Origin of the sequence: Algoriphagus terrigena DSM 22685 (assembly GCF_000429445.1) — a bacterium.
GTDB classification, from domain to species: Bacteria; Bacteroidota; Bacteroidia; order Cytophagales; family Cyclobacteriaceae; genus Algoriphagus; species Algoriphagus terrigena.
Window position 1 is genome coordinate 95,990 of record NZ_AUBW01000003.1, and the last position, 26,270, is coordinate 122,259.

The 26,270-nt window shown below is 48.2% G+C and carries 19 protein-coding genes and 1 tRNA gene; 14 read left to right on the plus strand and 6 right to left on the minus strand.

All coding sequences use genetic code 11. The annotated features are described in order from the left end of the window. Positions 1-95 precede the first annotated feature (95 nt). From lepA to G459_RS26525, 6 genes are all read left to right on the plus strand, one after another. On the plus strand, positions 96-1,883 hold the full coding sequence (gene lepA, locus G459_RS0100455; RefSeq protein ID WP_026965862.1) for a translation elongation factor 4: 1,788 nt from the start codon (positions 96-98) through the stop codon (positions 1,881-1,883). Positions 1,884-1,958: 75 nt separating this feature from the next. Beyond that, on the plus strand, positions 1,959-2,312 hold the full coding sequence (locus G459_RS0100460; protein ID WP_026965863.1) for a four helix bundle protein: 354 nt from the start codon (positions 1,959-1,961) through the stop codon (positions 2,310-2,312). 55 nt (positions 2,313-2,367) lie between these two features. Further along, positions 2,368-3,249: a bifunctional 5,10-methylenetetrahydrofolate dehydrogenase/5,10-methenyltetrahydrofolate cyclohydrolase gene (locus G459_RS0100465; protein ID WP_026965864.1), complete on the plus strand. Its 882-nt coding sequence runs from the start codon at positions 2,368-2,370 to the stop codon at positions 3,247-3,249. 78 nt (positions 3,250-3,327) lie between these two features. Continuing rightward, positions 3,328-3,411 (plus strand) — tRNA-Leu (locus tag G459_RS0100470). Between the two features lie 91 nt (positions 3,412-3,502). Further along, on the plus strand, positions 3,503-4,045 hold the full coding sequence (locus G459_RS0100475) for a DsrE family protein (RefSeq protein ID WP_026965865.1): 543 nt from the start codon (positions 3,503-3,505) through the stop codon (positions 4,043-4,045). 47 nt (positions 4,046-4,092) lie between these two features. Further along, positions 4,093-6,591 carry a hybrid sensor histidine kinase/response regulator gene (locus G459_RS26525; protein WP_051315000.1) on the plus strand — a complete coding sequence of 833 codons (2,499 nt, stop codon included), beginning with the start codon at positions 4,093-4,095 and terminating at the stop codon, positions 6,589-6,591. A gap of 2 nt (positions 6,592-6,593) precedes the next feature. On the opposite strand, the gene G459_RS0100485 is transcribed toward G459_RS26525, so the two are convergent. Both G459_RS0100485 and G459_RS26530 read right to left on the minus strand, forming a co-directional pair. Further along, positions 6,594-8,015 carry a sigma-54-dependent transcriptional regulator gene (locus tag G459_RS0100485; RefSeq protein ID WP_026965866.1) on the minus strand — a complete coding sequence of 474 codons (1,422 nt, stop codon included), beginning with the start codon at positions 8,013-8,015 and terminating at the stop codon, positions 6,594-6,596. A gap of 84 nt (positions 8,016-8,099) precedes the next feature. Beyond that, entirely contained in the window at positions 8,100-8,417 is a 318-nt protein-coding gene (locus G459_RS26530) for a hypothetical protein (RefSeq protein ID WP_051315001.1), read from the minus strand. A gap of 323 nt (positions 8,418-8,740) precedes the next feature. On the opposite strand from G459_RS26530, the gene G459_RS0100500 reads away from it, so the two are divergent. From G459_RS0100500 to G459_RS0100520, 5 genes are all read left to right on the plus strand, one after another. Continuing rightward, the gene (locus G459_RS0100500) at positions 8,741-10,624 is read left to right on the plus strand and encodes an amidophosphoribosyltransferase (protein ID WP_026965867.1); all 1,884 of its coding nucleotides are present in this window, start codon (positions 8,741-8,743) and stop codon (positions 10,622-10,624) included. A gap of 123 nt (positions 10,625-10,747) precedes the next feature. Further along, the gene (locus G459_RS0100505) at positions 10,748-11,800 is read left to right on the plus strand and encodes a M42 family metallopeptidase (protein ID WP_026965868.1); all 1,053 of its coding nucleotides are present in this window, start codon (positions 10,748-10,750) and stop codon (positions 11,798-11,800) included. Between the two features lie 56 nt (positions 11,801-11,856). Then, entirely contained in the window at positions 11,857-12,828 is a 972-nt protein-coding gene (locus G459_RS0100510; protein WP_035454800.1) for a phosphatase domain-containing protein, read from the plus strand. A 9-nt stretch (positions 12,829-12,837) separates the two neighbouring features. Continuing rightward, positions 12,838-13,710 (plus strand): diacylglycerol/lipid kinase family protein, encoded by an 873-nt coding sequence (locus G459_RS0100515; protein WP_026965870.1) that lies wholly within the window; start codon positions 12,838-12,840, stop codon positions 13,708-13,710. Between the two features lie 115 nt (positions 13,711-13,825). After that, complete coding sequence (locus tag G459_RS0100520) at positions 13,826-14,545, plus strand: 3-keto-disaccharide hydrolase (RefSeq protein ID WP_245588101.1); 720 nt, start codon at positions 13,826-13,828, stop codon at positions 14,543-14,545. Between the two features lie 53 nt (positions 14,546-14,598). Here the strand turns inward: G459_RS0100520 and G459_RS0100525 are convergent, their stop codons facing one another. Together G459_RS0100525 and G459_RS0100530 are read right to left on the minus strand one after the other, a co-directional pair. Continuing rightward, positions 14,599-15,630 (minus strand): hypothetical protein, encoded by a 1,032-nt coding sequence (locus G459_RS0100525; protein WP_035454803.1) that lies wholly within the window; start codon positions 15,628-15,630, stop codon positions 14,599-14,601. Positions 15,631-15,807: 177 nt separating this feature from the next. Beyond that, positions 15,808-18,441 (minus strand): valine--tRNA ligase, encoded by a 2,634-nt coding sequence (locus G459_RS0100530; protein ID WP_026965873.1) that lies wholly within the window; start codon positions 18,439-18,441, stop codon positions 15,808-15,810. A gap of 288 nt (positions 18,442-18,729) precedes the next feature. On the opposite strand from G459_RS0100530, the gene G459_RS0100535 reads away from it, so the two are divergent. Then, positions 18,730-19,560 (plus strand): alpha/beta fold hydrolase, encoded by an 831-nt coding sequence (locus tag G459_RS0100535; protein ID WP_026965874.1) that lies wholly within the window; start codon positions 18,730-18,732, stop codon positions 19,558-19,560. Between the two features lie 112 nt (positions 19,561-19,672). On the opposite strand, the gene G459_RS0100540 is transcribed toward G459_RS0100535, so the two are convergent. Then, a complete protein-coding gene (locus G459_RS0100540) occupies positions 19,673-20,908 on the minus strand; it encodes a multidrug effflux MFS transporter (protein ID WP_026965875.1) in 1,236 nt (411 codons plus the stop codon). A gap of 407 nt (positions 20,909-21,315) precedes the next feature. Here G459_RS0100540 and G459_RS0100550 point away from each other — a divergent pair, with 407 nt between their 5' ends. After that, positions 21,316-23,820: a phosphocholine-specific phospholipase C gene (locus G459_RS0100550; RefSeq protein WP_026965877.1), complete on the plus strand. Its 2,505-nt coding sequence runs from the start codon at positions 21,316-21,318 to the stop codon at positions 23,818-23,820. Between the two features lie 120 nt (positions 23,821-23,940). Then, positions 23,941-24,519: a hypothetical protein gene (locus G459_RS0100555; protein WP_026965878.1), complete on the plus strand. Its 579-nt coding sequence runs from the start codon at positions 23,941-23,943 to the stop codon at positions 24,517-24,519. A gap of 84 nt (positions 24,520-24,603) precedes the next feature. Here the strand turns inward: G459_RS0100555 and G459_RS0100560 are convergent, their stop codons facing one another. Next, complete coding sequence (locus G459_RS0100560; protein WP_157373243.1) at positions 24,604-26,193, minus strand: PKD domain-containing protein; 1,590 nt, start codon at positions 26,191-26,193, stop codon at positions 24,604-24,606. Between the last annotated feature and the right edge of the window lie 77 nt (positions 26,194-26,270).

Here is a 26,270-nt window from a genome sequence, read left to right on the forward strand (position 1 = left end):
TTTGGTCAATCAAAACTCAGGGTAAAACAGTGAAGCCCTCCAAAATAGGCCTGCAGGATCCTGTATTTTTTACTACTTTTGCGGCACGTAAGCTTATGAAAAACATCAGGAATTTCTGTATCATCGCCCATATTGACCATGGGAAGAGTACATTGGCGGATAGATTGTTGCAGCAGACCGACACCGTTGCGGATCGGGATATGCAGAATCAGTTGTTGGATAATATGGATTTGGAGCGTGAGCGCGGCATTACGATCAAGTCGCACGCGATCCAGATGAAGTACACCCACGAGGGGGAAGAGTATACGCTCAATCTCATAGATACCCCGGGCCACGTGGATTTTTCATATGAAGTTTCCCGCTCGATCGCAGCCTGCGAGGGTGCGCTTTTGATCGTGGATGCTTCTCAGGGCGTCGAAGCCCAGACGATTTCCAATCTTTATTTAGCACTCAATCATGACCTGGAGATTATTCCGGTCTTGAACAAGATAGACCTTCCCGGCGCAGATCCGGAGGTAGTTGCCGATGAGGTGATCGACTTGATCGGTTGCAAGCGAGAGGATATTATCCTGGCCTCTGGCAAAGCTGGACTGGGAATAGACGATATCCTTAAAGCAGTAGTAACCAGGATCCCGGCGCCAAAGGGAGATCCCGAAGCTCCGCTTCAGGCCATGATCTTTGACTCCGTCTACAATTCCTTCCGCGGCGTGGAAGTCATTTTCCGGATTTTCAACGGCACGATTAACAAAGGCGACAAGATCAAATTTGTAAACACGGGCCGTGAATACGAAGCGGATGAAATTGGGATCTTGGGACTCAACCAAATCCCTCAGCAGACCATGGCTGCAGGCAACGTCGGCTACCTGATCTCTGGGGTCAAAGTTGCCAAAGAAATCAAAGTCGGAGATACGATCACACACGTGAAGCGTCCTTGCGATGCCGCGATTCAAGGGTTTGAAAACGTAAAACCGATGGTTTTTGCCGGGATCTATCCGGTAGAGACGACCGACTACGAGGAGCTCCGCTATTCGATGGAAAAGCTCCAACTGAATGATGCGTCGCTCGTCTGGGAACCGGAGACTTCCATGGCTTTGGGCTTCGGTTTTCGTTGTGGATTTCTGGGTATGCTCCACATGGAGATCATCCAGGAGCGATTGGAGCGTGAATTTGACATGACCGTCATCACCACCGTACCTTCAGTACAGTTCAAGGCGCTGATGACCGACGACACCATTCAGTTGATCAATGCACCATCCGATATGCCGGATCCGACGCGGATGAAGCACATCGAGGAGCCGTATGTGAAAGCATCCATCATCACAGCTGCCGAATATGTCGGCGCGGTGATTACCCTTTGTATGGACAAGCGAGGCCAGATCAAAAATCAGGTTTACCTCACTTCTGAGCGTGTAGAATTGACGTTTGACATGCCGCTGGCGGAGATTGTTTTTGACTTTTTCGACAGACTGAAGACGATCTCCAGAGGCTATGCTTCCTTGGACTACGAACTGATCGGCTATCAGGTGTCGCACATGGTACGCTTGGACGTGATGCTCAACGGCGAGCCTGTCGATGCCCTGTCGGCGGTTGTTCACCGGGACAAGGCTTATGACTGGGGGAGAAAACTCTGCGAAAAGCTAAAGGAATTGGTTCCCCGTCAGATGTTTGAGATTGCGATTCAGGCAGCCATCGGACAGAAGATCATTGCCCGCGAGACCGTGAAGGCGATGCGTAAAAACGTTTTGGCAAAATGCTACGGTGGTGATATTTCGCGTAAGCGTAAACTCCTCGAAAAGCAGAAAAAAGGCAAGAAACGCATGAGGCAAGTGGGGAATGTGGAAATTCCGCAGGAGGCGTTTATGGCGGTGCTTAAATTAGATTAGGAATACGAGGTACGAAATACGAGTTGCGAGTTACGAATTACGAAGTGAATTAGAACCTCAATCCGAATCGTTACCATGAAGCAAGATTTGAAAAGCAGGACAAAACAATTTGCGATTGATGTTTGGAATCTTTGCTCAAAATTGCCTCATACCAGAGAATATAATAATTATATCAACCAACTTATAAGGTGTTCAAGCTCTGTTGGGGCCAATTTTAGAGCTGTCAGTAGAGCGAAATCTAAAGCAGATTTTATAAATAAATTAAAAATAGTTGAGGAGGAAGCAGACGAAAGTCAATTTTTCCTAGAGTTAATAAAAAGCATAAATTCTGATCCTAACTTGATCAATGATATTGATTTGTTAATTAAGGAATCTGATGAAATAATTTCAATAGTGGTTTCGAGTTTAAAAACGGCGAGAAGTTCTTAATTCAATTGAAGTTCATTTGGACGTCGTAACTCGTAATTCGTAACTCGTAATTAGAATGATACTAATAGACGGAAAAAAAACCTCCTCCGACATCAAAAGCGAGATCGCTGTTCGCGTAGCGGAAATCAAAGCTGAGGGAGGCAAAACGCCCCATTTGGCAGCAGTGTTGGTGGGAAGCGACGGCGCGAGCCAAACTTATGTAGGAGCAAAAGTAAAGGCTTGCGAGGAAGTGGGGTTTAAGTCCACACTTGTTCGTTTGGACGCAGACGTGTCTGAGGAGCAACTCCTCAAAGCGGTGGAGGACATCAACAACGATCCGGATATTGATGGTCTGATTGTTCAACTTCCTTTGCCCAAACACATTTCGGTAGACAAAGTCACCAACAAGATCAAGCCCGAAAAAGACGTCGACGGATTCACTCCGGCTAACGTCGGTCGGATGACCTTGAACTGGCCAGCCTATGTCGCTGCTACGCCCTACGGAATCATCGAATTGCTGAAGAGATACGAGATAGAGACCGCCGGAAAGCACTGTGTGGTCATCGGTCGTAGCCATATCGTAGGCAGCCCGATGAGCATCCTGATGGGTAGAAACGGCTATCCGGGTAACGCAACCGTGACGCTCACACATAGCAAAACCCAAAACCTTCCTGAAATCTGCCGGAAAGCGGATATTCTGATCGTAGCGATCGGGAAGCCAGAGTTTGTGACCGGTGACATGGTGAAGCCGGGCGCAGTGGTGATCGATGTTGGAATTCACCGGATCGAAGATGCCAGCAAGAAGTCCGGATTCAGACTGATCGGAGATGTGAAGTTTGATGAGGTGGCTGAAAAAGCTTCCGCCATCACTCCAGTGCCGGGTGGAGTAGGGCCAATGACCATCGCTGCCTTGCTTTACAATACGCTTCAATCGGCCGAAAAGAAGGTTTTTGGATAAAATTGAAAAAAAGTAGAGAAATCATCGAATCGCGTTTGCTTCGATTGAGTTGGATTTCTACTTTTGCAGTCCCTAACCGCGCACGTGGTGAAATTGGTAGACACGCCACTTTGAGGGGGTGGTGCCCTTACGGGTGTGGAAGTTCGAATCTTCTCGTGCGCACAAAGCCTAATCGAGCAATCGGTTAGGCTTTTTTGATTAATGGACTTTTTGCAGCGTGATTTTTAGCTATTTTTCAGGGAAATTCTTTCGCATGAACTATACTATAAAAACCATTCTAGCGGGTTTATTCTTATTTCTGGCCGCTCAGCTTCAGGCGCAGACAGCCCAATATCCGATCGTCAAAGGATTTGGTGGGATCTATGAGATCCCGGAAGCCACCGAGCGCCCTGATCCTAGTTTGGAATATAAAATCATCGTCGATCTTACCTCTGCAGCTGAAAATGACAAGGAGATTTCTCGCTGGGTAGACAATGTCGCCCGGATGATTAACCTCCATGGTTTGGCGGGAGTGCCAAAAGACAAAATCAAGGTAAAGGTGATTATTCATGGCGGAGCGATCTTCACCCTGCTCAATGATGAGAACTACAAAAATAAGTTTGAGGTAGACAATCCAAATCTGAAGGTTTTCGAGGCGTTGAAGGCCTCGGGCGTGGATATTATGGTGTGCGGCCAATCGTTGCTTGCCCGCAATCTGAAGACGACAGACCTATGGCCGGGAGTCAGGGTGGCTCACTCCGCACTGACCACCATTACCACCTATGTACCTCAAGGCTATGTTTTGCTTAAGTTTTGAAAGTTTTGGAATAGTTGTTGGGCTGAGAGAGGCTCAAGTATTAATGCATGAAGCCCTTCACCTCAATTACTTCCACCGGTAGAAAAGTCGCTGCGGGTTTCTTTCTGGCTACGGCGATTCTGATCAGTGTCGCGGGGCTGACTTATTTCACCTTAAACAAACTTGAAAGCTCAGTCAGGCAATTGGCACAACCCAACCAAAAGTTGGACTTGCTCAACAACCTGCAATCGGAGATCTTTAGAATTACCAGAATCGGCGGAGATAGCCTCAAGGCAGATGTCCGGGTCAATGATTCGACCATTTCACTGCTTCAGGGCAAACTGGATCAACTTGACAGCTTGACTGCAGATGCGCTTGAGAAGCAAAGTGTCCAGACCATCCGGGACAACCTCGCCGTCCTCATCAGCGGATACGTAGATCTGTATGAGGTCAAAAGAAACCTCGCTACGCGAAATTTTTCTCAGGAGGCGTTAAACCGCGTAGAGCTTGGAATACGCCGGAGATCCCAAAGTATGGAATACAGACCTCTTCAGGAGCTGAATCCAAAAAATTACCTCTACAACGAACTACAGCAGCAGACCACCAGTCGGCAGGATCTCCGAACAGGGATGATCACTAGGGACGAAGATCAACTGATTACGTATCTGAGGAGGCTGCAGGAGCAGAATTCCTCCGCTTCACCGACCACTGAAGCATTAAGCCCAGATAGCGTGCTGTATTCCCTCAGGGGTGTGATCGGCAGGATCTACCGAGAGGAAAGCTCCCAGCGGCAAAAGTTGGCGAATCTGGAGATCGATCTTTTACAAAAGCAGAATGACATCGGAACCACGATCCAGACGTTGATCGGAGATCTTCAGTCCAAGGCGATTCTTGCTTCCAATACACAAAGCGCCCAAGCGTCTGGTTTGGTGTTTGAAGTGACATTTTTCCTGATCATCGTGGTGGTAATAGCGGTGCTGGGGAGCTTGTTTCTCGGGTATTCGGTGCTGAAGGAAATTCGCATCAACTGGTCTTATCAGAAGGATTTGGAGCAATCCCGAAAGAAATCAGACGAGCTTGCACGTTCCAAGCAGGAGTTTTTGGCAAACATGAGCCATGAGATCCGCAATCCGCTCCACGTGATTCAGGGATATCGCGCGATCCTCGAAAAGTCAGAGTTGGAGTCAGACCAAAAATCGCATCTGAAAATGATCGGATTTGCCTCTGACACCCTGATTGAAATTGTAGACGATATCTTGGATTTCTCCAAACTTGAAGCCGGAAAACTCAAACTGGAAAAACAACCTTTCGACCCCATTCAGCTATTTGGGACAATCCAAAACTTCTTTGAACTCACGGCCAAAGAAAAGAAGCTGGATTTTAACTGGACACTAAACTTGCCTGAGGAGAATTGGTTGGTCGGAGATGAGCTGCGCATCAAGCAAGTGATGAACAATCTACTCAGCAACGCCTTCAAGTTTACGCAGGTCGGGAAAGTGGAAGTGGGCGTGACTTGGACAAAAGGTCAGCTGGAAATTGAGATCAAAGACACCGGAATCGGCATGACTCCTGACGAATTGAAGAAGGTCTTTCAGGAATTTGATCAGGCAGACACCTCGATTTCCAGGAAGTTTGGAGGGACGGGACTGGGGCTGTCGATTGTGCAGCGGCTAGTAACCCTGATGCAGGGTGAGCTGCGGGTAGAGAGTGTGTCCGGCAGTGGTACGACGATGTTCCTGAGCATTCCCATGGGCTTGAGTCCTGTGCTGGACATTCCTGAGGCTACCGAAGGAACTACTTTCATTGACCTAAAGGGACTGAATATCTTGTTGGTGGACGATGATCGAATAGGCCTGCGCTATCTAGAGACCATTTTGATTTACTACGGGGCCAATGTGATTTCATTTCCCGGAGGGAGCTCGTTTCGCGATGAATTCGAGCCGATCCCGTTGGATCTTGCGATGCTCGACATTCAGATGCCCGAGTTTTCAGGGTTTGATGTGGCCAGAGCGATCAAGAATTTTGACGAGTATAGAGATTTGCCTCTTTTGGCGATGACCGCCAATGTGTTCGTTGGAGAAAAGGAGCGTCTTTTGTCCGAGGGATTTGATCAACTGATCTTAAAACCTTTTCAGGAAAATAGGTTGGTTTCCGTCTTGGGTTCTTTTTTCCCGTCCAGATTAGAAGTTCGTGTGGATGAGCAGACGAAGGCCGAACCCGACTCACACGAACTGTTCGATCTGTCCGATTTGGAGAAGTTCTGTATGGGGGATCAGGAACTCCTCACGGATATCGTCCGCGACCTGATCCGGGACACGGAGACTGACCTTCAGCGAATCACCCGCGCCAGATTGAATAATCGCTGGCCTGAGATACTTGAGATCTGCCATCAGCTGGGAAGCAGACTTGGACAGATCAGAAGTCATACGGGCCCGATTGCCAGGAGAATTGAAAACAGTCTCAAGCTAAACAACCATCAGGGGCTCCAAGAGTCTCTCGGTCAGCTGGACCATGACACCAAAAAGGTCCTGAATGCTTTGAAGGAAAAAGTGGCAGAAATGGCCTGAAATTACTCCAGGCCGTATTTTTCGAGTTTGCTGTAGAGCGTCTTTCTGTCCATATTCAGTATCCGTGCAGTCTTGGATTTATTGAACCGGGTGTCGTGTAGCACCCGCTGGATCAGTTCTTTTTCTTGCTCTTTCCACTGGGTCTTGTAGTCTTGGGCAGGAACGGCATTTGCGCTGGAAGAGGCGATCCCAATAGGCTGGGGGGAGAAAGTCACTGGAGGCGAAGGTCTCTCTGCAAGGAACGACGAATCGTATAATTCCAGCGGCAAGGCTTCCCTTTCGATCTTATCTCCGGTGGAAAGCAGGACGGCACGCTTCACTATATTTCTGAGCTCGCGTAAGTTTCCAGGCCAGTCGTAGTTGTAGAAGATATCCCTTACTTCGGGACTCAGTCCTTTGATTGACTTGTTCAGGCGATGATTGCTTTCGGCTAAAAAGCCCGACACGAAAAATTCCAGGTCAGCCTTTCGCTGGCGTAGAGGAATCGCGTAGAGGGTAAATTCATTGAGTCGATGGTATAGATCTTCTCTGAAGACGCCTTCTCCGGACTGCGAGATCAGGTTTTCGTTGGTCGCAGCAATGATCCGCACGTCGATGTCGATTTCTTTGTTGCCACCGATTTTCCTGATTTTCCGCTCTTGGATAGCACGGAGAAGTTGAATCTGCACCTCGTAGCTGAGGTTTCCGATTTCATCGAGGAAGATAGTGCCGCCGTTTGCCGATTCGAAGTGTCCCGTTTTGTTGTCCAAGGCACCGGTAAACGCACCTTTGACATGGCCGAAAAGTTCACTGCCGGCTAATTCTTTGGGCAAGGCTCCGCAGTCGATCGCCACAAAAGGGCCGTCTTTCCGCTGCGAGTATTCATGGATTCGTTTTGAAATCAGCTCCTTTCCGGTTCCGGTTTCTCCGAGGACCAATACGCTCAGATCCGTGGGAGCGACCAGGTGAATGTGTTTTTCCAGTTTTTCAGCCTCCTGGGATTCTCCTGTGACATACGGAGTTGGGGCAGCTGGTTTTTGTGATTTCAGCGGTTCTTTTGGCGTCTCGACCGTTCGCTCCTCGATCTTTTGGGAAAGAGATTCTCTCACCGTCGCGAGCAATTCATCGGGATTGATGGGCTTGGTGATGTATTCGAATGCACCAAGTTTCATGGCTTTGATCGCTATTCTGATGTCAGAATAGTGGGTGATCAAGATGACCTGTAGTGTTGGGAAATGAGCTTTGGCCCACTGAAGGAGCTCCATGCCCGTGCCGTCGGGTAAGCGAAAATCGGCAATAACCAAGTCAAACTTGCCCGTGTTCAGGATGTTTTGAGCCTCTCTGACCTTGGTGGTGGTGACTACTTCAAATGAATTTTTCTCCAAGAACGTCTTTACGATCCTGGAGTAGGTCAAATCGTCTTCGACTAATAGTATGTGGGCCATCCTTTTTGTGGTTAATAATTAACAGAAACAAAAAAAGCACCAGACTAGTGTCGGGTGCTTTTAAAATAAAGGGGATCTAGCAACTTACTCCTTTATTTCGTTCCCTTGCGGGTCGTAGGTTTTCCAAAGTTTGTCTGCCGTACCGTTGTCGAATCCGACTTTGTAGGTGATTTGTCCTTCCGCACTCTTGAATTGCCAAGCTTCTGATACGGGAAAATCCTTCAATGTCTCGTCGCCGGCAATCGTCTGTTTGACAGGCGTTGGCAGGTCGTCGGGCTTGATTTGAATCTTCTCTTCCTGCAGCGTGATGACAACCGATCTGGCTACTTTGTCGGCGATAGCGGCAGCTGCAAAAGCGGCGCCGCCCACCATCACGGCGAATATTAGAATGACCTTTTTCATGATGTCTTAATAGTGGTTAGTGAAAGAGTCAAGTCCGGACTTGAAGCTTGGAAACATATTTCCCAAGTGTTTCGGATCGATTGCCAATGATGTGCCATCAAGGATATGGGGTTGGATGGGCACTTTTCTTTAAAAGTGGCATGGGAGAACTGGGGATATTTTACCCAAAATGGGGTGGCTGATGGGGAAAAGTTAAAGGAACTGCAGTCTTTCGTTAACGAACTGCCAGCCATATAAAATTCTTTAAACAGGAACTTTTTATCGGGAAATTATCTTTTGAAATCGCTTACCTTTGATGTCTCAATAGAACATTCGCCCCCTCCATGAGTGATGCTATAAAACATGAGTGCGGAATAGCCATGATTCGGCTACGAAAACCCCCTCAATATTACATAGACAAATACGGATCAGCTTCTTACGCGGCCAACCGGCTGTATGTGCTGATGCAAAAGCAACTCAACAGGGGCCAGGATGGCGCCGGAGTCGCAAATATCAAGATCAATACGATGCCCGGCACCCGATATATCAGTAGATATCGGTCGATCGAGCCCTCGGCAGTCAATGATATCTTTGATAAAATCGGCAAGAAGTACAAAAAGGCCAAGAAGCTCGGAGGCCATGATGCGCTTACGGACGCAGAATGGCTCAAAAAGAACATCGCATTTACCGGCGAAGTTTGGTTGGGACACCTCAGATACGGCACCCACGGAGAAAACAGCATCGAGACTTGCCACCCTTTCCTCAAACAGAATAACTGGAGAAGCCGAAACCTCGTCATGGCAGGCAACTTCAACATGACCAACAATGAGGAGCTTTTTAGTAAACTAGTCCAGCTCGGACAGCACCCGAAGGAAAAGACCGATACCGTCACCGTGATGGAGAAGATCGGACACTTTTTGGACGAGGAAAATCAGCGCATTTTCGACAAGTACAAGCATCAATTCTCCAACGAGCAGATTACCCATGTCATTGAAAACGAACTGGATGTAGCGAGAATCCTTCGCAGATCCTGCCGTGATTTTGACGGTGGCTATGCGATGGCTGGGATGATAGGCAATGGGTCTGCTTTTGTAGTGAGAGATCCATCCGGCATCCGCCCGGCATTCTATTACGCCGACGACGAAGTCATCGTAGTGGCATCTGAGAAGCCCGCGATCAAATCCGCTTTCAACATTGATTTCAAATCCATCAAGGAGATAAAGCCAGGCCACGCCTTGGTTGTAAATAAAGACGGCAGCTACGAGGAATCGGAGATCTTGCCAGCCAGAGAAAAGAAGTCCTGCTCTTTTGAGCGGATCTATTTCTCCCGTGGCACCGACCCGGGGATTTACCAGGAAAGAAAAAATCTGGGTAAAGCATTGATTCCGCAGATTCTGAAATCGATCGACTTTGATCTGAAAAACACGGTCTTTTCCTACATTCCAAACACCGCCGAAACGGCCTTCTTGGGCATGATCGAAGGATTGGAAGATTACTTAGTCGCTAAACGCAAGGAGATTTTCCTTGACGGGAAGCCGCACGTTGGAGATCTGGAGGATTTGCTGAGTTTCCGCCCAAGGGTCGAAAAACTCGTGAGCAAGGACGTCAAGCTGAGAACTTTCATCACCAGCGACGACGAGCGCGATTCCATGGTGGCGAGTGTCTACGATACTACCTATGAGGTGATCCGGCCGGGAATCGACACCGTGGTCGTCATTGATGACAGCATCGTGCGGGGTACTACGCTGGAGAAAAGCATCCTGACCACCCTAGACCGTCTGAATCCAAAGAAGATCGTCATCGTATCTTCTGCTCCGCAGATCCGTTTTCCGGATTGCTACGGCATCGACATGTCCAGAGTGAAGGAATTTATCGCCTTCCGCGCCGCCATCGCTTTGCTCAAAGAGCGAAAGATGGAAAACGTTCTGGACAAGGTGTATGACAACGCCGTCGCGCGTCCCAATGACTTTGAGAACTTTGTGAAGGAAGTTTACAGCAATTTCACCGATGATGAGATTTCTGCCAAGATCGCGGAGATCGTAACCACTCCGGAGATCAAAGCTGAAGTAGAAGTTATCTTCCAAACCGTCGAGAACCTTCATAAGTGCATACCAAACCATACCGGAGACTGGTATTTCACCGGTGACTATCCGACATCCGGAGGCACCCGCGTAGTGAACAAAGCCTTTGTCAACTACATGGAGGGCAAGACGGTCAGAGCTTATTGATCGGGCATTTCTTCCCAAATCAACTCAAGGCGCAGAGGCAAACTTTGCGCCTTTTTACATTTGTGGCCGCTTGCATTGCTGCCAAAAGTTTTAATTTGAAGCAAAATTGAATTCCTCTAGACAATGGAAATAAACGTTCCCTTACTGAAGCAGATCTGTGAAATTGCCGGAGCTCCGGGCTTTGAAAAGAGAGTGAGAGACCTCGTGGTCGAACTCGTCACGCCGCTGGTGGACGAAGTGAAAACCGACAATCTCGGCAATGTCATCGCGATCAAGAAAGGCAGGGAAAACCCCGACGGGAAGCGGGTCATGGTGGCCGCGCACATGGACGAGATCGGTTTTATCGTCACGCACATCGACGATCAGGGCTTCCTGAGGTTTCACACGCTGGGAGGATTTGATCCGAAAACACTCACCGCCCAGCGCGTAATCGTCCATGGAAAGAAAGATTTGGTCGGCGTGATGGGAAGCAAACCCATTCATGTGATGTCTGTCGAGGAGCGAGCCAAATTGCCGAAAACGACCGATTTTTTCATCGACTTGGGGATGTCCAAGGAGGAAGTGTCGAAGTATGTGACCATCGGAGATCCCGTCACCCGTGACCGCGAACTGATCGAAATGGGCGACTGTGTCAACTGCAAATCAATCGACAACCGTGTTGCCGTCTTTATCCTTATCGAGACGCTGAAACAGTTAGAGGACCCGGCCTATGATGTCTATGCGACCTTCACGGTGCAGGAGGAAGTAGGTCTTCGCGGCGCAAACGTAGCTGCGCACAGCATCAATCCGGATTTTGGGATCGCGCTGGATACGACCATTGCCTTTGACGTGCCTGGAGCGCAGCCCCATGAGCGTGTCACCGAACTTGGAAAAGGTACCGCGGTCAAGATCATGGATGCGATGACTATTTGCGACTACCGGATGGTGGACTTTATGAAAAAGACGGCGGACTCCGCCGGAATCTCCTGGCAGCCTGAGATCCTCACTGCGGGAGGCACAGATACTGCAGGTGTGCAGCGGATGGGCAAACAGGGAGCAATTGCCGGGGCGATTTCCATTCCAACCCGCCATCTCCACCAAGTCATTGAGATGGCGCATAAACAGGACATTGCCGACTCTATCGCTTTGCTGAAAGCCTGTCTGGAGCAAATCGACACCTACAATTGGGGTCACTGACCTAGCCGCCGGTGACGAACACCGGCTTTTTTATTACCAAAGAATCCAAATTTACTATGGCGGTAAAAAGGACAGTTTTAAAATGGATTGGGAAACTCGACATCATCCAAGTGGAGCCTTTTTTAGCATTTGGAAATGGGATCGAAATTTTCACCAAAGGCAGGGTGATCTCTGCATACAAGCAGAGCAGGCCTTCTGCCAAGAATAATTGGCTAAAAAATATCCTGGCCGCCATCCGCCGATATTCTGGCAAGGGGATCTCTGGGGTCAAAGTCAATATTTCGGTTGGAGATTCTGAGTTTATGGTAGAGACGGATGAAGACGGGGTTTTTCAGTGTGTTTTTAAAGATTTTCAGCCTGAAGTTGACCGCATTTTGTTCCGGATTTTGGACGAAAGTGAGGGATTACACACCAGAAACAGAACCTTGAAAATAGACCGGATCCATTCTGATGTCGGGGTGATCTCAGATGTGGACGACACTATCTTGATTTCCCATGCGACAGACATCGGAAGGAAATTCTGGTTGTCCATCTCTAAAAATGCCTACACCAGAAGGCCGCTGCCCGGGGTCTCTGAGTTTTACAGGAAGTTGACCCATGAAGGTCATCACCCGATTTTCTACGTCTCGAGCAGCGATTGGTCTCTTTTTGATCTGATCAAAGATTTTCTAGCGTATCGGAGTATTCCGATGGGGCCGATCTTGCTGAAGGACAAGCATATCAACCTTAGAAATATCTGGAAATCCGGAGGTGGAAGCCATCAACACAAGAAGGAGAAAATAGTGCTGCTGTTGGAAATGTTTCCCAAGATGGCGTTCTATTTGATTGGCGACAGTGGGCAGCACGATCCTGAGATCTACGAGGAGATCGTGCATGAATTTCCCCATCGGATCAAGGCTGTTTTTATCCGAATCGTGAATCCCTCACACGAAGAAAAAGAGCGAAGAGAGCGATTGGATAAACTTCCCAATTTTCATTTCGTGAAAAATACACAGGAGGCCATGGAGGTCGCCTTGCAATACGTTTAGAATCTCCTTATGAAAAACAACGCTGTTTTGGTCTATAATCCAAATTCTGGAAGTGATTCAGTTCCCAAAGCTGAAGTCTTGGAGCGTATCCAGCTGAATCTTCAAGATTTTGAGATTGCTGATTTTGACGTCGAAGGAGAAAATATACTGGAGAAGCTTCGGGAGTTTTTGGATCAGACCAAGCCGTCTTTAGTGCTGATAGCAGGAGGAGATGGTACCGTTAAGCTGACCACTTCTTGCATGACGTCGCGAGTACCCCTTGCCATTTTGCCTCTTGGATCAGCCAATGGTTTGGCAAAGTGCCTGGGAATCGGGAATCTGGAGGATGGATTGGAGGCATTGAGAAAACTTGAGACCCTCAAGGTTGACGCGGTTCAGATAGGGGATGAGGTTTGTCTCCATTTGGCAGATTTTGGATTCAATGCGAGTATGATTCACAAATTTGAGCAGGACGGAGTGAGAGGCATGATGGGCTATATCAAAAGTTCTATTTCAGAAGTTTTCAATACCGAATCCTGCCGATTTAGGGTGGAAATGCCGTCGGAAGTCATCGAATTGGAGGCGAAAATGTTGGTCATTGCCAATGGAGAAGAATACGGAACAGGCGCCGTGATCAACACAGAGGGAAGGATGGATGATGGGAAATTTGAGATCGTAGCTGTAGAATTCAAATCCGCGGGTGATCTAATCTCGATCACCAAAGCGCTGGTCACCGGCGAAAATCAAGCGCAGCCGGCTGTAAAAACGTGGTCTGTAGAGGCCTGTAAAATAATTAATTTGGATCTGGCCAATTTTCAAATCGACGGAGAGCTGAGGGGTACACCCGAATCAGTAGACGTGAAAATATTGAAAGGTGCCTTTGATTTTGTAATTAAATCCTGAATTTGTCAGAAACTATAACCCCGACTTGAGCATGAGTTATTTTGTGAAAATTTTTATTTATTCCCTTCCCCTGTTTTTGCTGTCTACTCTCTGGTCCGAAAAACCGAAACAGGAAGTGCCCACATCCAAAGCTGAATGGCAAGTGCTCTTTAACGGAAAAAACCTGAAAGGCTGGGTTCCGAAGATTTACCATCACGAAGTCGGGGATAATTACAAGAACACGTTCCGGATCAAAGACGGGGCAATTGTCGTGGATTACTCCGACTATGAAGGTTTTGGAGATCGGTACGGCCACTTATTCTACGAGAAGCCTTTTTCTTCTTTCCACCTCCAGTGGGAATACCGGTTTACCGACCAGTGGCTGAAAGACGCAGCGAGCTACACCTACCGCAACTCAGGGATCATGTATCATTCTCAAGCTCCTGAAACTATCCTCAAAGAGCAGGATTGGCCAATCTCTGTCGAATATCAGATGCTTGCTGAGGAAAAAGAAGGCGTGGCCCGTCCGACCGGAAATATGTGTTCCCCCGGAACTGACGTGGTTTTCGAAGGGAAAGTGGACCCCCGTCACTGCATTAACTCGACCTCTCCAACATTCAAATGGAATGAGTGGGTAAAGGCTGATCTGATCGTTTTTGGGGATTCATTGGTGATTCACCTCGTCAATGGGGATACCGTGTTGAAATACAGCAAGCCTCAGATCGGCGGCGGTGTCGCCAATAACTTTAATCCGGAAATCAAGGTGGACGGCACTCCGCTCAAGTCCGGCTACATCGGCCTGCAAAGCGAAGGACAGGGGGTGATTTTCAAAGAAATCAAGATCAAGGAGCTATAACTGTCAAGCCATTTGGGGGGATCAGAGTTTCCAGGTATCTGAAGTAAGGGTGCTCACACTTCCACGATGATCTCAAAGTCCTCGAAAATCGCTTCGCCTTGAGTCCCAGGCATCATCACGGCAAAGGGTATCAGACGAACAGTCTTTCGCGTTACATTGAGGAAGCTGATCTCGATAGTTTGTTGTTCCAAAACGCCGGAAACAGGATTTGCTTCTGTTGAAGACACGAAAGATTCCGTAATCACTGCTCCTGTGTTTTGGATTTGGAATTCATACCCTCGAAGGCCGACGGCCACTCCCGGGCCGGTAAGCCCCGCTGAGCTGACCTTGGTCCGGAGCGTGACTGTTGCACCGACGGGGATATTTTGTACCTCTAGCTCTGTGCGCCAATATCCGGTTTCAGTGGATGTTTTTCCGGTGACGGAAGCTATGACCAACGCGTCAGCTGGGGAGCGCGATCCTGTCATCGTTCCCTTGGCATCATAAAAAATCCAACTACCAACACCTGTTTGATGCTTGACGAAGGTCGGGTTTGCGCTCCAATTCTGGGCTGATTCAATGCATTTGTCGTCTCCAACCGAGCGGTCGAAAAGCTCATCGAGGTAGTATTTCTTTTTCTCGGATTCTCCGTCGTAGTAGTCAAGCGCATGAACCTGGGAATTCATCAAGGTGATCGGGCTCCCGTCGCATAGGGCTGCGTTGTCATGCGTTCGATTGAGGAATGCGTGGCCGATTTCATGGAAAAAGAATTGCTCTCGCTTCAAGTCAGACAGCGTCGACCAGGCACAGGGACTGGATTTAGAGATATAGACCGTTCTCTTTCCTGTGTCTGGATGAGCCGTCCAACCATATCCGCAATAGATGGATCCATCAGCGAATTTAATTTCATCAACATAGGCTACATCAACGGCTGAAGCGTTCAGATTTAGACCTCTGGCTTTGGCTTCAGCTAAAAAACGCTCTGTGAAAGTGGATAAATCAGGATAAGGCGATGGAGTTGGTGTAGGATCATCTTTCTCGTCACAGGAAAAGCTAAAAATGGAGATAAAAGTGAGGAGCAGGATTTTGGGATAGGTTCTGTTCATGAAAGTAAAATTGGTTGTAGATGAAAAAATAAATATAAACAACGGTAAAATTATTGATTAGTTCTATTTTGTCGTTTTCTCTGTCAAACCGATCTCTGCACAAAAAAATCCAGAGCCTCGCGACGCTGGATTTTTTGTATGGAGTGTAAACTTTCGAGGTCTTCGAGACCTCAAAGGTTATCCCAGCTTCGCCAGACTCTCTTCCAAAGCCTTGATCTTAGCCTCTGAGTCAGCCTGCTTTTTGCGTTCCATTTCGAGTACTTGGGCAGGCGCGCCGGCGACGAATCGCTCGTTGCTGAGCTTTTTCATCACCGAATTCAGGAAGCCTCTCGTGTACTCAAGTTCCTTCTGGATGTTTGCTTTTTCCTCTTCGATATCGATCGAGTCGCCCATTGGGATGAAGCACTCGTCGGCTTTCACAACGAAGCTCATGGCGTTGTCTACTTTTTCGGCAAAGCTCAACGAGGACAGGTTTGCCAGCTTGGTCAGCACCGATTCAAAGCGGCCGTAGAGTTCCGGATTTTTAGCATTGATGCTCAAATCCAAGGCTTCTTTTGGAGACATTCCTTTGGATGCGCGTAGATTTCGCACCTGAGAGACCACCTCAAATACCTGCTCGGCTTCTTCAATGATCTTTGGATCAAAGGATTTTGCCTCCGGCCAAGAAGCCAAGATGAGTGAATCCTGGACGGATCTTTCTTTGATCTGGTGCCAAAGTTCTTCTGAAATGAACGGCATGAACGGATGTAAAATCTTCAGGATTTTCTCAAAGATTTCAACTGTCTGGTCATACGTCGTCTGATCAATCGGATGCTGATAGACGGGCTTGATCATCTCCAGATACCAAGAGCAGAAGTCATCCCACACCAACTTGTAAGTCGCCATCAGGGCATCGGAGATGCGGAACTTCTCGAAGTGCTCGTTGATCTCCGTCAGCCCTTGATTGAAGCGGTTTTCAAACCACTCAATGCTTGCCGCATTTGCAGAACCGTCCAGACTTGGGTCAATTTCCCAGCCTTTCACCAAGCGGAAGGCATTCCAGATCTTGTTGGCAAAGTTTCTTCCCTGCTCGACCAGCTTGTCGTCGTAAGGGAGATCATTTCCGGCAGGAGAGGAAAAGAGCATGCCGGTTCTGACGCCATCAGCGCCGTATTGGGCGATCAGATCAAGCGGATCCGGAGAGTTGCCGAGCGACTTGGACATCTTGCGGCCCAACTTATCCCGGACGATTCCGGTCAGATACACGTTTTTGAAGGGTTTGTCGCCCATGTATTCGTATCCGGCAATGATCATCCGCGCCACCCAGAAGAACAAAATCTCCGGAGCAGTCACCAAGTCATTGGTCGGGTAGTAATATTCCAGTTCTTCGTTCGGCTTGCCGGTGGTGAAGACCTCAGGATCGAAAACCGATATTGGCCACAGCCAAGAGCTAAACCAAGTGTCCAAGACATCCTCGTCCTGTTTAAGATCCGACAGGCTATAACTTGTGCCAAATTGGTTGTTTGCCTGAGTCAAGGCTTCTTCGGCGGTTTTGGCAACGACATATTCCCCGTTTGGAAGGTAAAAGGCCGGAATCCGGTGTCCCCACCAAAGCTGACGGGACACGCACCAGTCTCGCACATTCTCCATCCAAGAGCGATACATGTTCTTGAACTTGGGCGGATAGAGCTGGATCACATCGTCCATGACCGAACTGAGTGCCGGTTTGGTGATTTCGTCCATCTTAAGGAACCACTGCAGGGACAGCTTCGGCTCGATCACGGCGTCTGTACGCTCGGAGTGACCGACGTTGGATTTGTAATCTTCTACCTTGTCGAGTTGATCAGCCTCCTTGAGGCGTTTGGCGATCATCTTTCTGGCGACAAAGCGATCCTCTCCGACGAGGATCTGCGCCTTTTCATTCAGCGTGCCGTTGTCATTCAAGATGTCGATGACTTCCAGCTTGTGCTTGACGCCCAATTCGTAGTCATTGATATCGTGAGCAGGCGTCACTTTCAGACAACCCGTACCAAACTCCATGTCCACGTACTCGTCCTCGATGATCGGGATGGCTCGGTTGATGAGTGGAATGAGCGCTTTTTTGCCCTTCAAATGCGTGAATCTCGGATCGTTGGGATTGATGCAGATCGCCACATCGGCCATGATCGTCTCCGGTCTGGTAGTTGCTACGGTGAGGAATTCGTCCGCTGTTCCGTCGATCTTGTACTTGATATAATAGAGCTTGGAAGCGATTTCTTTCATGATCACTTCGTCGTCCGACAGCGCCGTTTGGCCTTTTGGGTCCCAGTTGACCATGCGGATGCCGCGGTAGATCTTGCCCTTTTTGTGCAAATCCACAAAAACCGAAATTACCGCGTCACTAAGTCCCGCATCCATCGTGAACGCTGTTCGATCCCAATCGCAGGATGCACCCAGTTTCTTGAGTTGCTCGAGGATGATTCCTCCGTATTTTTCTTTCCATTCCCAGGCATACTTCAGGAATTCCTCACGGGAAATAGACTTTTTGTCGATTCCCATGTCCTTGAGCATGTTGACCACTTTAGTCTCCGTAGCAATCGAAGCGTGATCTGTTCCAGGTACCCAGCAGGCATTTTTGCCTTGCATTCTGGCACGACGGATGAGTACGTCCTGAATCGTATTGTTCAGCATATGACCCATGTGGAGGACGCCGGTCACGTTTGGCGGAGGAATTACGATGGTGTAGGGTTCCTTGCTGTGATCGACTTTAGAGGAGAAAAGCTTGTGCTCCATCCAGTAAGCGTACCATTTGGCCTCAGCCTGGGCCGGATCATATTTGCTGGCGATAGACATACTTTGGGGTTTTTTCGAAGGTGCAAAAATAGCAGAAAAAGGGGAAAAGGCCGTTCAAACTTCCAATTCGGTGAAACATTGATGAATCACAAACCCACCTGTTTTCCAGTAGGATCAAAATCTATTTGAGTCGGGCGTAGCCGGAAGAAATGGCCTGAAATGCAACAAAAACCTGCAATGCAAGTTTTAATAAGTGCCGAAGGGAAGGACCAAAGGCCTTTTTCTTTCGTTACTTATGTACTCGATTTTTAAGCGAGTTTTAATCATTTTAACCTAAATCAGTTAGTTATGCCATTTTTGAAACACAAAGAAGGAACCGAACCCGTGCGGATATTCTATCAGGACTACGGGAAAGGAAAACCGGTCATCCTGATTCACGGCTGGCCACTCAGTCACCAGAGTTGGGAAGGTCAGATCCGGGTTTTAGTTGAGGAGGGATTCCGGGTGATTGCGTACGATCGACGGGGATTTGGAAAATCTTCGCAGCCGTGGGGAGATTACGATTACACAACCCTGGCAGGCGATCTACACCAACTGATCCTGCATCTCGATTTGAAGGATGTGACGCTCGTCGGCTTCAGTATGGGAGGAGGAGAAGTGGTCAGGTATTTCACGGAGTTTGGCGCAGACCGGATTTCAAAAGCTGCGCTGATAGCGTCGATTATTCCTCTGGTAGCCCAGAAGGACGATAATCCCGATGGAGTGCCGCAAAAAGCTTTGGACGAAATCCTTGCCACCCTGAAGTCCAACCGGATAGGTTTCCTGAAGGATTTTCACAAGAATTTCTACAACTACAAGAAAGAAACGGATGAAGTGAGCGAGGCCAATCTGGACTTTGATTTCTCAGTCGCCTCTCAGGCTTCTCCTATCGCCACGATCAAAGCAGCGGAAGCTTGGGCCGGGACAGATTTCAGAAAAGAGCTGAAAAATGTAACCGTGCCAACCCTGATCGTGCATGGAGATTCAGACAATATCGTCCCATTTCAAACCTCGGCGAAACAGGCTGCCGAGGGCATCGCCGATAACGAATATCACTTGATCAAAGACGCTCCACACGGATTGAACTTGACCCACGGAGATAAGCTGAATAGGTTGTTGCTGGATTTTCTGAAAGAATAAAGGGCAGTTCGTACTAGACTAAAAAGCTGGATATCCCTATAGGTTTCCAGCTTTTTAGTTTCGTGATAATCTTAAGCAAGGTGATTTCCAGCACCACACCGGGTGCATCGCATCAGCCTCCCAAAGCAGAACTTTTCCAGCTTTTACTGATCGTGCCCGGAATTTGCTGATCTGCTTTCAGGATGATAAATCCTGCCATGGCACAGGCAGCCATTCCCATGACCATCGGAAGAGCTGTTCCATCGTGGAAAAAGCTGATGATAGCTGACACCACGCCGCCCATTGCCATTCGCATGCTGCCCAACAGCGCGGCGGCGCTACCTGCATTTCTCGAAAAAGGAGCCAGTGAAAGCGCAGCCGTATTTGGGCTGTTTAGCCCGTGAGCCGTCAGAAAGAGAAACATCAGGCCGACCAACGTATACACATTCAGCAATTGGGCATATATCCCGATAATCAGCAGAATGCCCGTAAACACCTGATAGTGCATCGAGAAATGGATAATCTGCTGGCTCTTGTATTTTTTCAACAAAATATGGTTCAGCTGCGTGGAGCCGATCATGGCGAAGGCCAGGATTCCGAAGATCCAACCGTACGTTTGTTCGCTGACCTGATAGATATTCATGAACACATCTGCCGAGCTGGCGATGTAAGCAAAGGGGGCGGCGCCAGCCAAACCGCCAACAAGCATATAGACGAGGAACTGACGGTTCTGAAGTACAACTCCATAATTTTTCCAGACTTTACTTGGCTTCAGGGAGATCTCTGGGTCGGGTTCGGCACCATTTGGCAGCACGATCGCAGCTCCAAACCAGATCAGAAGGGTGAGACCAGCCAGGATGATAAATACCCAGTGCCAGTTGTAGAATGTTGTCACAAATCCGCCCACGGTCGGTGCGATCATCGGCGATACGGCGATCACGAGTGTCAAAAGCGATAGAACTTGGGCGGTTTTTCCCACAGGAAAAATATCCCGCACAATCGCCTGCGCTGAGACCATTCCCGCGCAGCCGCCGACAGCCTGAAGGAATCGCATCAGGATCAGGTTTTCGACCGACTGCGAAAGTGCACATCCGATAGAGGCCAAGACATAGATGCCCAAGCCGATGTAGAGTGGTTTTTTTCTGCCGTATTTATCCAAGAGCGGGCCGTAAAACAGCTGCCCGATCGCAATTCCGACAAGATATCCGGTCAGGGAAAGCTGAATATTGGAGATGGAGGTGTTGAGGTCGCGGGACATCTCGGGAAAACCCGGTAGGTACATGTCGATGGAAAAGGGGCTGATGGTACACAGCGCTCCCAAGACCAAGACAATCTTAAAATATTCCCACTTGTTATATTGACTTTCCAAAACAAAAAAAGGTTTTCTACTGAATGATATAGCTAGTGAACAGGGTCAATTGTTGTAAAGTTCGCAATTCAAGATCAATATCTTTGCCATATTGAAAATGCTGGTTTTCAGGGTTTGGCAAGTTTGAAAAGAGAGATTGAGATTGTTTTGAAACTGCCGGATTTGGGAGTGGGAATGCGGGAGCGGATCGGGCTGGGGCAAAGAAGATTTTGTTTTCTCGGGAAAAAAGATTGCCGACAGATTTCCGGGGAAAAAAAACGCAGATGGATACAGACTTTCGTTTTTGTGCTGATCTATGGGGAAGAGAAGAGAGAATCAATTTTTAAATAGCCCTTTCCGGTTTGTTCACGGTAATTTAACCTGAGGAGGTAGGGAGATTTATCCTTCTCCTTCTATTTTTGAACACTATGACGGATTCCAGAAGAGAGTTTTTAAAGAAGGCTGCTTTACTTGGCGGTGCTGCCGGTATGTGGCAGATTTTACCAGGATCTATTGAGCGGGCAATGGCCATCAGTCCTGATCCGGGCACCACTTTTCATGATGCAGAGCACGTGGTGATGCTCATGCAGGAAAACCGCTCCTTTGACCACTGCTTTGGCACACTTCGCGGAGTCCGTGGATTTGGCGATCCGAGGGCGATCTCTATCCCGGAAAAGTTTCCCGTATGGATGCAGCCAGACAAGGAAGGGACGCGATTTCCTCCCTTTCGCCTGGATATGAACAAGACCAAAGCCACCTGGATGGGCGGAGTTCCACACTCCTGGACTGATCAGGTGGATGCGCGCAACGAGGGGAAATATGACGGCTGGATCGAAGCGAAACGACCGGGGAATAAGGCCTATCGCGAGACACCGTTCACAATGGGATATTACACCCGGGAGGATATCCCGTTTTATTACGCGATGGCGGATGCCTTCACGGTATTTGACCAGCACTTTTGCGCTGCGCTGACTGGCACTACGACCAACCGGAGCTATTTCTGGACGGGGAAAACCCACGGTCCAAAAGACGAAAAGGCCAGAGTCCGCAACGGAGAACTGACCTATAGCAAAGAAGGAAGTTGGACGACTTTCCCAGAGCGACTGGAGGAACTCGGGATCGCTTGGAAGGTCTATCAAAACGAGATCAGCCTGGATACACTGGTCGAGGACGATTCGCTTTTGTCTAATTTCACAGACAATAACCTGGAGTGGTTTACCCAATTCCACGTCCGGTTTAGCCCCGCGTTTTACGAGTTTTTGACCCATCGAAAGAAGCAACTTGAGGAAGAGTTTGCAGGGATCGAAAAGAATGGTTTGCCGGCAGACGCGGACGACAAATTCAAAGAGGAACTTGAGGAACGAAGGGCCGAACTGCCTCAGGTGCTGGAGTACTTGGAAAAATACGATCCCAAAAACTTTGACAAACTGCCTGAAGTCGAAAAGAAACTTCACCAAAAGGCTTTCACCACCAATACGGGAGATCCCGATTACCATCGCATCGAGACATTTCGGTACACCCAAGATGGCCAAGAGCGAGAAGTTTCGGTGCCAAAGGGGGATATCTTTCACCAATTCAGATCCGATGTAAATTCTGGAAAGCTGCCAACGGTATCGTGGATGGTCGCTCCTCAGAAGTTCTCCGATCACCCAAGTGCCCCTTGGTATGGGGCTTGGTATGTGTCAGAGATTTTGGATATTCTGACGCAAAATCCGGAGGTTTGGAAGAAGACCATCTTCATCCTCAACTACGATGAAAATGACGGCTATTTTGACCATTTTCCACCCTTTGTCGTCCCCAATCCAGCAAGCAAGGAGGAAGGAATAGTGTCCAAAGGGATGGATGCAACCGGAGAATATGTGACGAAAGCCGAGGAGCTGAAGGGCGGGTTTGAAGAGAAAAATGCGCGCCAGAGTCCCGTCGGCTTGGGCTATCGGGTGCCTTTGATCGTGGCTTCCCCTTGGACTCGCGGCGGTTGGGTCAATTCTCAGGTGACCGACATCACGTCGACGATTCAGTTTTTGGAGACTTTTCTAAGCAAAAAGGCAGGAAAAAAGGTCTCCGAACCAAACATCAGTGCTTGGAGAAGGAACATCTCCGGCGACTTGAGCTCGGCGTTTAGACCGTACTTGGGAGAGTCGTTGGAGCGCTTGGAGCCCATCAAGCGAAACGCGTTTATGGAGCAAATCCACAAGGCGCAGTTTAAGGGGTTGCCGGAGAATTTTGTCGCGATTCCAGCGAATCAAGCCGGGGAATGGACGGAAAGTAGATTGAGAAAAGAAGGCGTTCTGCCGCTTCAGGAAGCCGGAACCCGGCCTTCGAATGCGCTCAATTACGATCTTCGAGTCTCTGGGAAACTGGAGAAACGCGTCTTTACCATCCGTATGGAGGCTTCGGACGAGCTCTTGGGCAAAGACGCCTGGGCTGCGCCGTTTCAGGTGTATGCTCCGGGGAAGTATCGAAATGCTGAGACAGGAGTCTGGGAATCCGCCAGATCCTGGAACTTTGCCGTGAAGCCCGGCGACGCGCTGGAATATGCTTGGCCGTTGGAGAGTTTTGAAGATGAGGAATATCAACTTCGCGTGTACGGCCCTAACGGGTTCTATCGGGAGTACTCTGGGAATGTACAAAGCAGCGGATTGGAGCTGACGCTTACTCCAGGCTTTAAACTCAGGGAAAAACGAGTCGGACTTTTGGAAGCTGGATCTAAGCAAGCTGGCCCGGTTAACCTGAAAGAAAATGCCTATCGCAATCAGGAGAAATCACTTCAGCTTGGCGCTGTGAAGAAAGTTTCTGAGCCGCTGGATTTCGAGTCTTCGCAGGGCTGGTATGACTTTACGGTGTCGGGGACAGACTTTTCTTGGTCTTTTGCGGGAAGGCTGGAAAATGGATTGGAAAGTATCTCGGATCCGTTGTTGGACGGCCGGGGTTGATCACCAAGCGGAATAATCGAGAAAAAGGGAACTGCGGCTCCCTTTTTTTATGAATCAGTTTTTCAATCACCCACCTTTCCTTTTCTTTAAGCCTCATTCCAACCGGAGCAAAATCCTTCCATGAATTCAACCCCCCAAGAAGCTGCGATTACGCATTTTTCGCACTATTCCAAACTGAAGTCCATTTGCTATCATGAATCCGATCCGGGCTATCATCAGCATTTTGAGAAATACCAGTACGACCAGTCTTTGGATGAGGTTTGGGAAACCTATGTGACAATTGATCCGGGCAAAGCCTGGGCTGGCAAGATGATCCATTTCAATCAGCTGTATTCCAGAGCTTCGGGTGAGGAAGTCTTTCCCGGTCAGGAATATCTCGGTGGGATGGGTGTGGGGCAGGTGATCATCCTCAACCTGCACGTCTTTGGCGGCGCTGTAAAACTCACAGTAGGTCATGAGGTGATGGAAGTGGACAAGGCGAAAGGGTTGATCAGGATCTGTTATCTGGAAAATTCCAAGTCTCAAGGCAGCCAGTTTCTCCGTTTCAAGACCTTGAAAAACGGGCAGACTGAAGTTTCTCACCATACTTTTTACCGCAGCGGCTCCTGGTTTCGGGACAAAGTCATCTATCCCTATTTCCATACCAAAGCCATCAACGAGTTTCACGGAAACGTAAGGAGGGCGATTTTGGAAAAGTAAATTCAGTCTACTTCGAGGATAAATACAGCTTCAGGATCACTGCGCTCGAGCGATGATCAGGACATTTCTTAGATGGCTAAATGATCAGTTTCGATTGATTAGTTGGATCGTTTCTATTCCGGTTTCGGATTGAATTCTTATCAAGATCAGACCCTTTGGAAGGTTTGGTAGAAGGCTTTTTAGATCAATTCTTTCTGAACTGAAACTAGGGATTCTAAAACTGCCCAAGAATGTCCCGGTATTGTAAATGTCGATTTGCAGTGGGCCAGAGTTGTGCTCTCCCAAATACTTTAAATACACATTATCTCCATGGGCGGGATTTGGATAAAGGATCCAGGAGTTTTTTCGCTCTGAATTTCCCTTTGACTGGATCATTTTCACAGGGCTTATTGAAGATTGCTCTCCTGATCGTCTGACAATTCGGTAGTAGAAAGAATCTTCAAATCGTGGAAAGGAGGAGTCTGAATACTCATAGACTGTTGAAGTACCCTGTCCAACTTCACCGGGGACTAAGCCAACGGGTACAAAATTACTCGCGTCGCCGTGGCTTCTTTCAATTTCATAATAGCAGTCTTCTGTCTCTGAAGGGACTGTCCATCGGATTGTTGTCTGGTCAAAGTCGTTGAACAATTCGATTGACTCCCATGTAAAACTAAGGACAGATGCAATGTCCAATTCGTAGGACACCGTCTGGTTACAACCGTTTGTATCCGTGACTGTGAGCGTATAAACCCCGTCGCTAAGATTGAAAATATCCCGGGAAGAGCTCGTGAATCCATTTGGACCGACCCATGAAAAGGTATAAGGGGGCGTGCCTCCGGTTACACTTTGAACATAAATAATACCGGAATCCTCATTGATTTTCGTCGGGAAGATGTCGACTTGGATTCCAAAGTTTGGGTCAATAAAGATGTCTTTGTAGATCGTGGTAATGGTAGTCCCGTCGTTGGCGGTCAGACCGATTGTGTAGGTGCCTGAGCTTGGGAAATTGAACAGCGGATTGGTACCAATTGCAGTGCCCAAGCCCGCAAAATCCCACGCAAAGGTATAATTGAAGGGAGGAGTTCCGCCGATGGTCTGACTGGAAAACTGAATTGTCGTATTACAAATCCCATTGCTCAGGAAATTAAACTTTGGGAACAAGGGCACGGCGGCTGTATAGCCGTTTAGATTGCCATAGCATTGGGAGTTAATGTTGTTTTTGTCAGAGACGATACATGAGGTCCCTGGTTGCGCCGATCCGGTGTCCCAGTGGATGAAGATGTCTTTGATATCCACCACGTCACCCCATTTCCAGCTGAAATCCCGCACTGGCCACCACACGTTTTGCTGAGCCTGCCGGCCGGGGAAAAGACAATTGTATTGGTCCTCTTGAGTTTTAGTTCCGTTGATATAGACGTCAAAAAAGAACCGCATGTTGTACCCGTTGGTAGAGGATCCTCCAAGCATTACCCACAATTCTCCGTTTACTTGGTCACCAAGTTTGTAATCATCTGTGACCGAAAAGGGGTTTCCATTTTGATCTCTGAGTTGAAAACCCGTTACTGTGAAGTTATTCTGTGGACAATCCGCGAAAAGTATATAAGGATCTGTAATTGCAATAGCTGTTATTGCAATTAATATAAATCTCCTAATATGTTTTATCAGAGACATGTCCAGATTTGAATTGTCCATCTTTATCTTAGATGGGTTTCAAATCTATAACATATTTAATGAGTTATATCACTATAGTTATTTTTTGTAAATGAATT

What these genes read in the sequence shown, in the direction of transcription:
- G459_RS0100560 (WP_157373243.1), bottom strand. Translation starts at nt 26,193, where the DNA reads ATGGACAATTCAAATCTGGACATGTCTCTGATAAAACATATTAGGAGA.
- G459_RS0100465 (WP_026965864.1), top strand. Translation starts at nt 2,368, where the DNA reads ATGATACTAATAGACGGAAAAAAAACCTCCTCCGACATCAAAAGCGAG.
- G459_RS0100510 (WP_035454800.1), top strand. Translation starts at nt 11,857, where the DNA reads ATGGCGGTAAAAAGGACAGTTTTAAAATGGATTGGGAAACTCGACATC.
- G459_RS0100525 (WP_035454803.1), bottom strand. Translation starts at nt 15,630, where the DNA reads ATGAACAGAACCTATCCCAAAATCCTGCTCCTCACTTTTATCTCCATT.
- G459_RS0100530 (WP_026965873.1), bottom strand. Translation starts at nt 18,441, where the DNA reads ATGTCTATCGCCAGCAAATATGATCCGGCCCAGGCTGAGGCCAAATGG.
- G459_RS26525 (WP_051315000.1), top strand. Translation starts at nt 4,093, where the DNA reads ATGAAGCCCTTCACCTCAATTACTTCCACCGGTAGAAAAGTCGCTGCG.
- G459_RS26530 (WP_051315001.1), bottom strand. Translation starts at nt 8,417, where the DNA reads ATGAAAAAGGTCATTCTAATATTCGCCGTGATGGTGGGCGGCGCCGCT.
- G459_RS0100505 (WP_026965868.1), top strand. Translation starts at nt 10,748, where the DNA reads ATGGAAATAAACGTTCCCTTACTGAAGCAGATCTGTGAAATTGCCGGA.
- G459_RS0100460 (WP_026965863.1), top strand. Translation starts at nt 1,959, where the DNA reads ATGAAGCAAGATTTGAAAAGCAGGACAAAACAATTTGCGATTGATGTT.
- G459_RS0100550 (WP_026965877.1), top strand. Translation starts at nt 21,316, where the DNA reads ATGACGGATTCCAGAAGAGAGTTTTTAAAGAAGGCTGCTTTACTTGGC.
- G459_RS0100535 (WP_026965874.1), top strand. Translation starts at nt 18,730, where the DNA reads ATGCCATTTTTGAAACACAAAGAAGGAACCGAACCCGTGCGGATATTC.
- G459_RS0100555 (WP_026965878.1), top strand. Translation starts at nt 23,941, where the DNA reads ATGAATTCAACCCCCCAAGAAGCTGCGATTACGCATTTTTCGCACTAT.
- G459_RS0100500 (WP_026965867.1), top strand. Translation starts at nt 8,741, where the DNA reads ATGAGTGATGCTATAAAACATGAGTGCGGAATAGCCATGATTCGGCTA.
- G459_RS0100515 (WP_026965870.1), top strand. Translation starts at nt 12,838, where the DNA reads ATGAAAAACAACGCTGTTTTGGTCTATAATCCAAATTCTGGAAGTGAT.
- G459_RS0100475 (WP_026965865.1), top strand. Translation starts at nt 3,503, where the DNA reads ATGAACTATACTATAAAAACCATTCTAGCGGGTTTATTCTTATTTCTG.
- G459_RS0100485 (WP_026965866.1), bottom strand. Translation starts at nt 8,015, where the DNA reads ATGGCCCACATACTATTAGTCGAAGACGATTTGACCTACTCCAGGATC.
- lepA (WP_026965862.1), top strand. Translation starts at nt 96, where the DNA reads ATGAAAAACATCAGGAATTTCTGTATCATCGCCCATATTGACCATGGG.